Here is a 12,889-nt window from a genome sequence, read left to right on the forward strand (position 1 = left end):
CACCTAGGGCCGCAGCCGCGTCGCCGGCGTGGCGTCGCGGGTGCGGCGGCCGCGGATCAGGGTGTCAGCGGTGAGGGCCAGCACCAGCACGAGGCCGGTGACGATGTAGCGGGAGGCCGTGTCCAGGTTCAGCAGCGTCAGGCCGTTGGAGATCGACGTGATGACGAGCACGCCGACCAGCGCGGACCAGGCGCTGCCCCGGCCGCCGAAGAGGCTGGTGCCGCCGATCACGGCCGCGGCGATGGCGGTCAGGAACGTCTCGGTGCCGCCCGTGCCCTGGTTCGCCGCGGCCAGCCGCCCCGTCGCCAGGACGCCGCCGAGCGCCGCCAGCGTCGAGCAGGCGACGAAGCAGGACACCGTCGTGCGCCGCACCGCCACCCCGAGGAGCAGCGCCGACCTGGGGTCGCCCCCCACCGCGCGCACCGCCCGGCCCCAGCGGGTGCGGCGCAGCAGCACGTCGACCACGACGACGAGCGCCACCAGCAGCACCACCGGGTAGCCGATGCCGCGCTCCGTGCCCAGGTAGGCGACGGTCACGGCGAGCACCGTGGCGAGACCCGCCACCCGCAGCAGCAGCCTGGCCAGGCTGATCCGCGGCAGCCCGGCCCGCATCCGCCGGGCCCGCTCCACCAGCTGGACGGCCGTGACCACGGCGACCGCGGCGGCCACCAGGCTCCAGGCCGCGAGCGGGGAGAGGAAGCTCTCCTGCGCGAAGCGCACAAGAGACGATTCGAACGGCAGGTTGATCGAGCCCTGTGGGCCGAGCACCCGGAGCTGCACGCCGGCGAGGGCGAGCAGCCCGGCCAGCGTCAGCACGAAGCTGGGCAGCCCGAGCCGGGTGGCGAGCAGTCCGTAGCCGAGGCCGACGACGACGCCCACGGCCAGCGCGAGCAGGATGCCGAGCGCGATCGGCCACTCCTCGGACACGGTGGTGACCGCGACCACGGCCGCGGCGAGCCCGCTGACCGAGCCGACGGACAGGTCGATCTGCCCGACCAGCAGCACCAGCACCACGCCGAGCGCGATCACGCCGGTGGGGACGGACTGCAGCGTCAGGTTCACCAGGTTCTCGGCGGAGAGGAACGCCGGCTCGACGAGGCCGAACACGCCCCAGAGCAGCACCAGGGCGCCGATGACCGGGACCATGCCGAGCTGGCGGTCGGGGACGCGGTGCAGCAGGCGGTGCCAGGGCTCGTCGCCCGTGAGGGTCGCGGCGAGCGTGCGCTGCGACGGCGGTGCGGCGGTTCGGCTCATCGGGGCTTCCTGCCGCTTGGCCGGCTCACCCCGGTCATCGCGGCGAGCAGATCCTCGTACCCGACGCTGGCGGCGTCAAGTTCGCCGCCGATCCGGCCGAGCCGCAGCACGGCGAACCGGTCCGCCACCGCCTGCAGGTCGGCGGCCTGGTGGCTGATGAGGACCACCGCGTGCCCGCGCTCGCGCAGCCGCTCCACCAGGTTGAGCACCTCGGCGGTCTGCCGGACGCCGAGCGCGGCGGTCGGCTCGTCGAGGACGACGACCCGGGGCGAGCCGAGCAGCGCCCGCGCCACGGCCACGACCTGCCGCTGCCCGCCGGACAGGGTCCGCACCGGCACCCGGACCGACGGGACGCCGGTGGCGAGCTGGCCGAGCAGCTCCCAGGCCCTGCGCTCCATCGCGACCTCGTCGAGGAAGCCGCCGCGGGTCGGCTCGTGGCCGAGGAAGAGGTTCTCGACGACGTCGAGGTTGTCGCAGAGCGCGAGCTCCTGGAAGACCGCGGCGATGCCGAGGCCGCGGGCGACGGCGGGGGAGTCGAGCACCACGGGCGCCCCGTCGAGCAGGATCCGGCCGGCGTCCGGCCGGTACACCCCGGCGATCACGCCGGCGAGCGTCGACTTGCCCGCCGCGTTGTCGCCGACGACGGCCAGCACCTCGTGCTGGTGGATGTCCAGGTCGACGTCGATGAGGGCGCGTACCCCGCCGAAGTTCTTCGAGACCCCGCGCAGCGACAGCACTGGCGTGGTTCCCGGGCTCACCGGCCCTCCCGGGACAGGCCAGCGGCCTCGCACGCCGCCGCGTAGTAGGGGGTGCAGATCTCCTCGACCGTGTGCACCCCGCCGTCGACCAGGACCCGCTCCACGTCGTCGACGCCGACCGCCCGGGGGGCAAGCAGCACGCTGGGCACCCCCTGGATGGTGGCGGTGGTGCGGGGGCTCTCGCCGCGCAGCACCCGCACGGCCAGCTCGGCCGCGGTGCGGGCCTGCTCGGTGGTCGCCTTGAAGACGGTCATGTACTGGTCGCCGGAGATGATGCGCTGGGCCGCGGCGAGCTCGCCGTCCTGACCGGTGACGGGCGGCACCGGGTGGATCCCGGCGGCCTTCATGGCTGCGATGGCGCCGCCTGCGATGCCGTCGTTGGCGGCGTAGACGCCGTCGATGCGGTCGCCGAACCTGGCGACCTGGCTTTCCACCCAGTTGGTGGCCATGTCCGGACTCCAGCCCGGGGTGTCGTACTCGGCGAGCACCTCGATGTCCTCTCCTTCGAGGGCACGGTCGACGCCGGCCGCGAGCGCGGCGGCGTTGGGGTCGGTCGGCGAGCCGCGGAGGAGGAGGATGCCAGGCGGCCGGCCGTCCGCCCGGGGGCCCCGCTCCCTGACGGCGTCCTCGACGGCGGTCACCAGGGAGACGCCCTGGAGGTAGCCGATGAGCTCGCTGTCGAACGAGACGTAGTAGTCGATGTCGCCGTCGGCGATGAAGCGATCGTAGGCGATGACGGGCACCCCGTGTCGCCGCGCCTCCCGGACGATGCTGACGGCCGCCGCCGTGTCGACGGCGTCGAGGACGAGCACGTCGGCGCCCCTGACGAGCATCGACTCGGCCTGCTGCTGCTGGGTCGCCGCGTTCTGGTCGGCGTTGGCGTAGTACACCTCGCAGCCGGCGCAGCGCTCCTCCACGACGTGGACGAACGTGGGACGGTCGGTCGTCTCGTAGCGCCCGGTCTTCGCCTCGGGCAGCAGCAGCCCGATGGCGCCCTCCGGCGGGCCGCCCGAGGCGTCGGGCACGCACGCGGTCGCCGCGAACAGCGACAGCGCCGCGAGACAGAGCGCGGCGGCTCGCAGCAGCCGTCGTTGGCCCGTCACGGGGTCACCCCCAGCGCGCCGCTGATCCGGGCCGTGTCCAGGGCGACGGCCAGGGCCCCGCGCACCTCGGCGGCGTCGCCGAGCTCGGAGGCGACCACCCGGACAGGGCCCGCCGTGCTCGGCATGGTGCGCTGCTCCATGACCGTGCGCATCGGGCCGAGCAGGATCTCGCCGGCGTCGGCGAGCCGGCCGCCGACCACCACGATCTCGGGGTCGACCAGGTTGCACAGGTTGGCGGCGGCGACGCCCAGGTGCTGGCCGGTGTCGGACAGCACCCGGCGGCAGCCCGGGTCGCCGTCCTGGGCGCGGAGGATGACGTCCCGCAGCGTGAGGTGCCCGTGGCTGGCGGCGAGCATCCCGAGGAGGGCCGGCGCGCCGACGAACGTCTCCAGACAGCCACGGTTGCCGCACCGGCAGATCGGGCCGTTCTCGTCGATCGTCACGTGGCCTATCTCGCCGGCGCCCCCGGCCCGGCCGTGCACCAGCTGACCGCCCATGACCAGGCCGCCGCCCACTCCGTGGGACACCCGCAGGTAGGCCACGTTCTCGTGGCCCACGGCGGCGCCGAGGCGGGTCTCGGCGACGGCGCCCAGGTTGGCGTCGTTGTCGACGGCCACCGGGGCCGCCAGCTCCTCGCCGAGCACCTCGGGCACCGCCACGCCGTCCCAGCCGCGCAGCATCCCGACCGTCGTGACGCGGCCGGTGCGGCGGTCCACCGGCGTGGGCAGGCAGACGCCCACGGCGAGCAGCTCCTCCGGGCCCGCGTCCAGGGACTCCAGCATCTCCACGACCAGCAGCGCCGCGCGGCGCAGCCCGGCGTCGGCCCGGTGGTCGGGCGCGAGCGGCATCCGCTGGTCGGCGAGCACCTGCATCGCGGCGTCGGCGAGCGCGACCCGCATGGACCGGCTGCCGAAGTGCACCCCGGCCACCAGGCCGAGGCCCCGGGCGAGGGTGACCTGGAGGGCACGCCGACCGCTGCGGGTGGACGGCGACGTGTGCAGCACGCCGCTGGCCGCGAGCTCCTTGACGATGTTGGAGACGGTGGCCGGCGACAGCCCTGTGACCCCGGCCAGTTCTATCTGCGTGAGCGAGCCGTGCCGCTGAACGGCGCTCACGATCCGGGCTCGGTTGGCCTCACGTAGTGAAGTCTGCGAGCCGGGAGTCACCCGGTCAGTGCGCACAGCGGGCAGCTTACCCGCCGTACCCGCGCCCGGTCAGGACCGCGTTCGCCGCCCAGGCCCCAGGGAGCACGCCAGGCGCCACCCTTGGATACACGAGCCGACCGCAAGTAACGATTAGAGGCTCGTTTGGATTTACTTCTTGATTTCAAGGAGGGTCGGTCCTTGGATGTCCGCAGACACCAGGGACGCACCCAGGCGTCCCCCCGGTACGGCAACGAAGGCGTAGGGACAACCCATGCGTGTCAATCGCAGGACCAGCACGATGGTGGCCGGCGTGGCCATCGCCGCCCTGACACTCGGGGCGTGCAGCGGTTCGAGCAACGGCGGCGGTTCGAGCAACGGCGGCGGCGGTTCGAACGACGAGGTCGAGGTCTTCACCTGGTGGGCGGCCGGCTCCGAGAAGGCGGGACTCGACGCCCTGGTGGGCGTGTTCGACGAGCAGCACCCCGACATCGAGTTCGTCAACGGAGCGGTTGCCGGTGGCGCCGGCTCGGCCGCCAAGGACCTCCTGCAGTCCCGCCTCCAGGCCAGCGACCCGCCGGACACCTTCCAGGCGCACGCCGGCATGGAGCTGCTCGACTACATCAACGCGGCGCAGATCGAGGACGTCTCCTCGCTCTACGACGAGTTCGACCTGCGCGAGGCCTTCCCGGCGGACCTGATCGACCTGCTGACCCAGGACGGGCAGATCTACTCCATACCCTCCAACGTCCACCGGGCGAACGTGCTGTGGTCCAACTCCGCGGTGCTGGAGGAGAACGGCATCGACCCGAACCCCAGCTACGCCTCGCTCGACGAGTGGTTCGCCGACCTGGACGCCCTCCAGGACGCCGGCGTCACGCCGCTGTCGGTGGCCACCGCCTGGACCCAGGTGCACCTGCTGGAGACGATCCTCCTCGCCGACCTCGGCCCCGACGCCTACTCCGGCCTGTGGGACGGCTCGACCGACTGGGAGGGCGCCGAGGTCACCGCGGCCCTCGAGGACTTCGAGCGGGCCATGAGCTACACCAACGACGACCGCGACGGCCTCGACTGGCCCGAGGCGACCCAGATGGTCATCGACGGCAACGCCGCGTTCAACGTGATGGGCGACTGGGCCGTCGCCGCCTTCGAGGAGCAGGGCCAGGAACTGGGCACCGACTTCGCCGCGGTCCCGGTCCCGGGCACGGACGGCGTCTTCGACTTCCTCGCCGACTCCTTCACGCTGCCGACCGGCGCCCCCAACCCCGAGGGCTCCCGCGCCTGGTTGGAGACCGTCTCCTCCCTGGAGGGCCAGACGGCGTTCAGCGTGGCGAAGGGCTCCATCCCCGCCCGCGTCGACGCCGACCCGGCCGACTTCTCCGAGTACCAGCAGTCCGCCATGGAGTCCTACGGCCAGGACACCATCGTCTCCTCCCTGGCGCACGGCGCGGCCGTCCCGGTGTCCCAGCTGAACGCCATCACGGACGCCACCAGCAGGTTCACCTCCGGCGCAGCCGACCTCTCGACGTTCCAGTCGGAGCTCGCCGCCGCGGTGGCCACCAGCTGATCACCCGCGCCGACTCGGGAGCACGTCACGGCGCGCCGCCGGCCCTTCCCCGCCGCCGGCGCGCCGTGACGACCAAGGGAGACACGAGACACCGATGACACACACTCTGAAACGCGTCGGGCCGCCGCTGCTGCTGCTCACGCCCTCACTGATCCTCGTGGGCGTGTTCGTCTACGGCCTGATCGCCGTGAACTTCGGGACGTCGACAACCGACATCCACACCGCGGCCCAGACCACGGGACAGGAGCCGTCGACCACCGTCTGGTTCGACAACTACCTCGACCTCCTGGGGAACGAGGCGTTCCAGCACTCGCTGCGGAACCTGCTGCTCTACACCCTGGTCTTCCTGGGCGGCACCATGGTCATGGGCTTCCTGTGGGCGTGGCTGCTGGAGCGGCCGATCAGGGGCGAGGGCGTCTTCCGCTCGATCTACCTGTTCCCGATGGCCGTGTCCTTCGTGGCCTCGGGCGTGGTGTGGCGGTGGCTGCTGAACTCCGGCCAGGACGAGAGCGCGACCGGCCTCAACCGCCTCTTCCAGATGACCGGCCTCGACTTCCTCCAGAACAACTGGTGGAACAACGTCGACTACGGCATCACGGCCATCGCCATCCCGGCCATCTGGCAGCTCTCCGGCTACGTCATGGCGCTGTTCCTCGCCGGCTTCCGCGGCATCCCCGACGAACTGCGCGAGGCCGCCAGGATGGACGGAGCCACCACCTGGCAGCTCTACCGGCACGTGCTGTTCCCGCAGCTCTCCCCGGTCGCGCTCTCCGCGCTGATCATCATCGGCCACATGTCGTTGAAGTCCTTCGACCTGATCATGTCCATCTCGAAGCCGGCGAACTACCAGACGAAGGTCCCCGCGGTGGACATGTACGTCTTCAAGTCCAGCTTCGACTACGCCAACGCGGCGGCCGTCGGCTCGATCCTGCTGGTCCTCGTGGCCGTCGTGGTCGTGCCCTACCTCGTCCGCACCAACCGCAGGGAGCGGTGATGGCAGCCACCCTCTCCACCACCCAGCCGTCCACCACGCGCCCCGCGACCTCCCCGCCCGCCCGGCGCCCCGGCGGCTTCACCCTGGCCCGGACGCTGCGCTACGCCGCGCTTCTCTTCTTCCTCCTCATCGTCCTGATCCCGGTCTACGTGCTGCTGGTCACCAGCTTCAAGGGCCCCGGCGACGCCGCCCCGTCCCGCGCCTGGAGCCTCCCGTCGACCTGGACGCTCGACAACTGGCGCACCGCCGTCGACACGCTGACCCCTGCGATCTGGCGGACCCTCCAGATGGTGATCCCCTCGGCGATCATCTCCGCGCTGCTCGGCTCGGTGAACGGCTTCGTGCTCTCCCGCTGGTCCTTCCGCGGCGCGAACCTGGTCTTCACCCTCATCCTGTTCGGGATGTTCATCCCCTACCAGGCGGTGATCATCCCGCTTAACGAGCTGGTACTCGACCTGGACCTGCCCAGCGGCGTACCGACGTTGATCCTGCTCCACGTGGTCTTCGGCATCCCGATCACGACGCTGATCTTCCGCAACTACTACCAGACCGTCCCCCACGAACTGGTCGAGGCCGCCCGCATCGACGGCGCCGGCATGCTGCGGACCTACTGGTCCGTCATCCTGCCGATCTCCGTCCCCAGCTTCGTGGTCGTGCTGATCTGGCAGTTCACCTCGGCGTGGAACGACTTCCTGTTCGCGGTGTTCTTCTCCAGCAGCCAGAACGGCCCGGTGACCCTGGCGCTGAACAACCTGGCCAACGGCGCCCTCCTCCAGGACTACGGCGTCTCCATGGCCGGCGCGCTCTTCGCCTCCTTCCCGACGCTGGTCGTCTACGTCATCCTCGGCCGCTACTTCGTCGGCGGCCTGATGTCGGGCTCGGTCAAGAGCTGACACCCCCCAAGACCGTCGGGTCCACCGCACCCCCGTGGCGGTGGACCCGACACACCCTCGGCCGGCGGCTCAGTAGGCACGTGGTCGGCTACCCGTGTTCGTCCCCCTTGGCGTCCGCGTGTGGCGCGATCAGCGACCGCTCGTCGCGGCGGAGGCGTGCGGACGAGAGGCCGGCGCGGACGCGACCGGGCATGCTGGTATACGTGCGACGGACGACCATCAAACTCGAGGACGGCCTCGACGCTCGCATGCGTCACGAGGCTGCTCGGCGGGGCATGACCATCTCGGAGTGGACCCGAGAGGCCATCGCGTCCCATTTGCCAGGCGCCGGGCACCCGGGGCAGGCACGACGGCGTTTCCGTTCGGCGCGGGCCGGCGACAGCGGGCGCTCGGACATCGCCGAGCGCATGGAGGAGATTCTCGCCGGCCTGGCCGAGGGACGGGACATAATCGCCGAGGAGGAGGGCCCGCACCGCGACGAGCGACGCAGCGCATGACCGCGCTGATCGTCGACGCCGGCCCTCTCTACGCCCTGCTCGATCGGCGCGACGCCTGGCACACGCGATCGGTGCGTCTGCTGGAGAGTCATCCGAGCCCCTTGGTGGTGCCGACGCTGCTTATCGCCGAGGTCGCCCACCTCGCCGAACGACGGCTCGGGTCACGCGCCGAACTGCTACTCGCTCAGGACCTCGCCGAAGGCTCTCTGGTCGCCGACCCCGTGCACCCAGACGACTGGCTCCGTATCGCCGAAATCACGGCCCAGTACGTGGATCTGCCCCTGGGCATGGTCGACGCCTCGGTGATCGCCTGTGCCGAACGCCACGGAGCGACCGAGGTCGCCACGGTGGACCGCAAGCACTTCACGGTGGTACGCCCACGCCACACGCGGAGCTTCACGCTGCTGCCATGACCTCGCACACCGGTGGTGGGCGACCGGCGCACCCCGAGGATTGGGCGATCCGCGTTCCACCAGTACGCCTTCTCGCTAATTTGTACGCATCGAGCGCACCGGCGTGATCAGGGCGGTCAGGTGCGGAGCGGGAGGGCTGAATGGAAGCGCGGGAGACGACGTTCCAGAAACTGATTCAGGGAGACAACCAGTTCCAGATTCCCCTGTATCAACGCACCTACAGCTGGGAGGCCAAGGAACTCCAAAGGCTCTGGGACGACCTGGTGGAGCAGGCCACCGCCGGATCCGGGGAATCCCCGCCGCCCAGTGGACACTTCCTCGGCTCGTTGGTGCTCGATCCGCGCCCGCCGCTGCCCGACACCGTGCAGCGATGGGTCGTCATCGACGGGCAGCAGCGGCTGACGACACTGATGCTGCTCGCCTGCGCGCTCCGCGACCACGTGCGGGCCTTCGACCCGGGCAAGGCGGACCTCATCCACCGCCGCTACCTGGTCAACGAGGAGGACTACCGCGGGCTCGACGCCTACCGGCTGCTCCCCACCCAGGCCGACCGGCCCTCGTACCTCGCCTGCGTGGACAACGACCCCCGCGCCGGCGGGGACGACAGCATCGGCGTGGCCTACCGCTACTTCCTGGCGGCGCTCACCGAGTTCGATCCCGTCGGCGACTGGGACACGGTGCGCCACATCGACCAGGCGCTGCGCCACCGGCTCACCCTGGTGACGATCACCGCGGGTCCGCAGGACAACGCCTTCCGGATCTTCGAGTCGCTGAACAACACCGGCAAGCCCCTCAGCCAGGCCGACCTGCTGCGCAACTACGTCTTCATGCAGCTCCCGAACCTGGGCGAGCTGGCGTACGAGAAGGTCTGGCTGCCCCTCCAGACCGAGCTCGGGCCCGACCGGCTGACCACCCTGGCCTGGCTGGACCTCGTGCTGCAGGGACAGTCGCGGGTGACCATCAGCGAGGTCTACCAGGGCCAGCGGCGCCGGATGGAGCGGATCGTCGCGGTCTCCCGCGAGGAGGGATTACGGGAGGACCTGGTTCGGCTGCGCCGCCTCGGCCACCTCCTCATGCGCCTCTTCGAGCCCGAGCGCGAGCCCGACCCGCGACTGCGCGCCGTGCTGCGGCGTCTCGTGCAGTGGGGAGGGGAAGCGCACTATCCCCCCGCCCTCCACGTGCTGGACCACGTGGACCGGGGGACGGTCGATCCCGAACAGGCCGTCGAAGCGCTCACGTACGTCGAGAGCTTCCTCGTCCGGCGCATGATCTGCCGCGAACCCTCGCACAGCGTCCGGCAGATCCTGGCCGGACTGCCGTCGGGGATCGAGCGGGACCGCCCCCTGCCGGAGGCGGTGCGCCGCCACCTGTCCGGGCTGCGGCGGGGCTGGCCACGCGACGAGGAACTGCGCGAGGCGATCCGCACCCAGCCGTTCTACTGGCAGGGCAGCAGCCGCCACCGGGCCTATGTGCTCAGGCGGTTCGAGGAGGACTACGCGTCCCCCGAGCCAGTCGACTTCTCCCGGGCCTGGGCGACCATCGAGCACGTGCTCCCGCAGCGAGCCGGTCAGGAATGGCTCACCATGCTCGCCGAGGACGCGGAGGACGGCGAGCGGCCGGAGGAACTGCACGACGCCCTGGTCCACACCCTGGGCAACCTGACCCTCACCGGCGAGAACACCCGCCTCTCCAACCACCCCTACGAGCGTAAGCAGCAGATCCTCGACGAGAGCGCCCTGCGGATGAACCGGGAGATCGCCGCCGCCGGACGCTGGGGGCGGAAGGAGATCCTGGGCCGAGCCGACCAACTCGCCGACCGCGCCATGCGCATGTGGCCCGGGCCCCTCGCGGGCGACCACGGGCAGGCCGGTGAGCGCTCCGAGTGGCTGAGGCTGCGGAAGGTGCTGGCGGCGCTGCCGTCCGGCAGGTGGACCACCTACAAGGACCTCGCCACCGTGACGGGAGCCGGCTCGCCCCAGACCGTGGGCAACTACCTCGCCACCCGCACCGATCTGCCCAACGCGCATCGGGTGCTCCGCGCCGACGGCACCTCCTCGCCGGAGTTCGCCTGGCTCGACGGCCGGACCGAAACCCAGCAGCAGGCCCTCGAACGCGAGGGCGTTCGGTTCAACGGGGCGGCTGCCGACCGCGAACAGCGCCTCTCGATGGGCGAACTCGCCGAACTCGCCGGCCTCGACCGCCCCCGCGAGGCGGATGACGAAGCCGGCGCGCCTCCACCCGAGGGTGCGGTCACCGACCGGGCGGAGCACTTCCGCAAGCTCCTCTTCACCCACCACCCCGATGTCGCTGACGAGTTGCTGACCCTGCTGCTGAAGTGGGAGAAGGACGGCGGCCGCCTCGGCTACGGCGCCGCGGACGAGACCAGCTGCGCGCCGACGCTGCGCGAAGGGCGCGGCCCACAGGGCTCCCTGTGGCCGGTGAGCGTCTACCCCCGCACCGGCGTCGTCGAGGTCGTCTTCGCCCACCTGGCGAAGCGGGAGCCCTTCACGCGGCCGGAACTCCTCGTGGAACTCCGCGACCGGCTCAGGACGATTCCCGGCATGAGGCTGGACGTGCCCGACGCCGAACTGTCCAGGCGCCGCCCGAGCTTCCCCCTGGACCTGCTGCGCGGGGAAGGCCTCGCCCGGTTCGCCGAGACGCTGGAGTGGTTCCGCCAGCAGAGCCTGTGAGACGACGCGGAGGGGCGAGGGCCGTCAGGCCCCTCCGCACCGCGCAGGACGAACCCCGGTGTCGGCGACGCCGCCGAGCATGTCGTGGGCGACGGGCAACAGCGGTTCAGCGGCGAGTTGTCGGACATGCCGTGCCTTGGTGGCGCGCCGCCCCCGAGACGCGCCGCCGGCTCGAAGGTGCCCGCCACCCCGGAAGACGCGGCCCACGTCTCACCCGAGTGCGGGGTGTCACATTCGTCGCCGTTGGCCTCCTCTCATAGGGCAAGACCAGCCTGGACGACGACACCGTGTGCATTCACCAACGCCCACCGGCAGAGTCGTCCGCAGGAGAGGGGACAACGCGTGAAACTCGTCATATTCGGGGCCAACGGACCGACCGGACGGCAGACCACCGAGCAGGCGATCGCCGAAGGACACACCGTCACCGCCGTCACACGCCATCCCGAGGAGTTCCCGCTGAGCGACCCGCGACTGCGGGTGGCCGGCGCGGACGTGCTCGACCCCGCCGCCGTGGAACGCGCCGTGGCCGGGCAGGACGCGGTGATCTCGGCGCTGGGGGTGCCTTACAGCCGACACCCCGTCACCGTGTACTCCGAGGGCATCACCCACATCACGCAGGCCATGACGAAGCACGGCGTCAGACGCCTGGTCTGCGTGACCTCGACCGTGCTCTTCGGCGTGTCAGCGCCCGGCGAAACCCTCTTCTTCCGGAAGGTGCTCGAACCCCTCATCGCCCGCACCATCGGGCGCACGGTGTACGACGACATGCGGCGCATGGAGGAGATCGTGCGCGACAGCGATCGCGCGTGGACGATCATCCGCCCCGCCGGTCTCTTCGACACGGATGCCGTCAGCGACTACCGGGTCGCCACCTCGCGGCTGCCAGGCCGGTTCACCTCGCGCGCGGATCTGGGAAACGCGCTGCTGCGCCAGGCGGCCGGCGACCGTCATGTGCGCGCCTTCGTCGACGTCCGCACCACGGAAGGCGTCCCGAGCTTCCTCGATGTCATCCGGAAGGAGGCGTTCGGCGGCAGGAAGTGAATCCGGATCCGCCCCCGCCCCTCAAGGAGGGCCACGCTCATGCCCGCAGACCGCCCTGGGGACCGCCTCATCCTGCCGGAGCCAGGCGCCGCCAGGCCGGGGGCGGATCTCGCTGCCGCCCGCGTTCGCCGTCAAGGCGACGACCGACGACAACGAGAGGCGCCTCTCGTTGCCGGAGGCGACCGTGTCCCGGCCGCCAGGCTCTTGGATTGCGGCCGGACAGCCGGGCGGCCGGCTCGGGCGAGTAGGACTCCGAAGGGCCGATCGGTGACCCGTCTCACGTTCATCGGGTGGATGTCACACTCCGGCCCCCCGCCCCTCTCATGAGTGTGCGCCGGACAGGAGGACGAACCATGGCAGCCATACCCGACGACAGCCCGGCAACGGGCGGGGCAGGACCGGAGCAGGACGCGACGCGGCTCTTCGTCGACCACCGCGAGTTGCTGTTCTCCGTCGTCTACAACATGCTCGGCAGCGTCGCCGACACCGAGGACGTGCTCCAGGAGACCTGGCTGTCCTGGGCCGGCAAGAACCGCC

General features: G+C 71.4%; 12 protein-coding genes. 8 read left to right on the plus strand and 4 right to left on the minus strand.

Annotated elements, in window-relative coordinates; genetic code table 11:
* Positions 1-3 precede the first annotated feature (3 nt).
* The 4 genes from E1265_RS06405 to E1265_RS06420 are packed head-to-tail and all read right to left on the minus strand — an operon-like array spanning position 4 to position 4,230.
* Positions 4-1,254 (minus strand): sugar ABC transporter permease, encoded by a 1,251-nt coding sequence (locus E1265_RS06405; RefSeq protein WP_207930974.1) that lies wholly within the window; start codon positions 1,252-1,254, stop codon positions 4-6.
* Positions 1,251-2,012 carry an ATP-binding cassette domain-containing protein gene (locus tag E1265_RS06410; RefSeq protein ID WP_165953666.1) on the minus strand — a complete coding sequence of 254 codons (762 nt, stop codon included), beginning with the start codon at positions 2,010-2,012 and terminating at the stop codon, positions 1,251-1,253. Before E1265_RS06410 ends, E1265_RS06405 begins: the two co-directional genes overlap by 4 nt.
* Positions 2,009-3,115: a substrate-binding domain-containing protein gene (locus E1265_RS06415; RefSeq protein WP_132929239.1), complete on the minus strand. Its 1,107-nt coding sequence runs from the start codon at positions 3,113-3,115 to the stop codon at positions 2,009-2,011. Before E1265_RS06415 ends, E1265_RS06410 begins: the two co-directional genes overlap by 4 nt.
* Complete coding sequence (locus E1265_RS06420; RefSeq protein WP_207930975.1) at positions 3,112-4,230, minus strand: ROK family transcriptional regulator; 1,119 nt, start codon at positions 4,228-4,230, stop codon at positions 3,112-3,114. Before E1265_RS06420 ends, E1265_RS06415 begins: the two co-directional genes overlap by 4 nt.
* 301 nt (positions 4,231-4,531) lie before the next feature.
* On the opposite strand from E1265_RS06420, the gene E1265_RS06425 reads away from it, so the two are divergent.
* The 8 genes from E1265_RS06425 to E1265_RS06460 form a co-directional block, all read left to right on the plus strand.
* Positions 4,532-5,824, plus strand: a complete 1,293-nt coding sequence (locus E1265_RS06425; protein ID WP_132929241.1) for an ABC transporter substrate-binding protein — start codon at positions 4,532-4,534, stop codon at positions 5,822-5,824.
* 94 nt (positions 5,825-5,918) lie between these two features.
* Complete coding sequence (locus E1265_RS06430) at positions 5,919-6,818, plus strand: sugar ABC transporter permease (protein ID WP_132929242.1); 900 nt, start codon at positions 5,919-5,921, stop codon at positions 6,816-6,818.
* On the plus strand, positions 6,818-7,711 hold the full coding sequence (locus E1265_RS06435; RefSeq protein ID WP_132929243.1) for a carbohydrate ABC transporter permease: 894 nt from the start codon (positions 6,818-6,820) through the stop codon (positions 7,709-7,711). The genes E1265_RS06430 and E1265_RS06435 overlap by 1 nt, the downstream gene beginning before the upstream one ends.
* Positions 7,712-7,914: 203 nt before the next feature.
* Complete coding sequence (locus E1265_RS06440) at positions 7,915-8,208, plus strand: CopG family transcriptional regulator (protein WP_243740571.1); 294 nt, start codon at positions 7,915-7,917, stop codon at positions 8,206-8,208.
* On the plus strand, positions 8,205-8,621 hold the full coding sequence (locus E1265_RS06445; protein ID WP_132929245.1) for a PIN domain-containing protein: 417 nt from the start codon (positions 8,205-8,207) through the stop codon (positions 8,619-8,621). Before E1265_RS06440 ends, E1265_RS06445 begins: the two co-directional genes overlap by 4 nt.
* Positions 8,622-8,761: 140 nt before the next feature.
* Positions 8,762-11,311, plus strand: coding sequence for a DUF262 domain-containing protein (locus E1265_RS06450; RefSeq protein WP_132929246.1), 2,550 nt, complete (start codon positions 8,762-8,764; stop codon positions 11,309-11,311).
* A gap of 342 nt (positions 11,312-11,653) precedes the next feature.
* A complete protein-coding gene (locus E1265_RS06455) occupies positions 11,654-12,352 on the plus strand; it encodes an SDR family oxidoreductase (protein WP_132929247.1) in 699 nt (232 codons plus the stop codon).
* A 353-nt stretch (positions 12,353-12,705) separates the two neighbouring features.
* Positions 12,706-12,889: sigma factor (locus E1265_RS06460; protein WP_279571407.1), on the plus strand; the 184-nt coding region annotated here is incomplete at its 3' end.

Origin of the sequence: Streptomyces sp. 8K308, assembly GCF_004348315.1 — a bacterium.
Classification (GTDB): Bacteria; Actinomycetota; Actinomycetes; order Streptomycetales; family Streptomycetaceae; genus Streptomyces.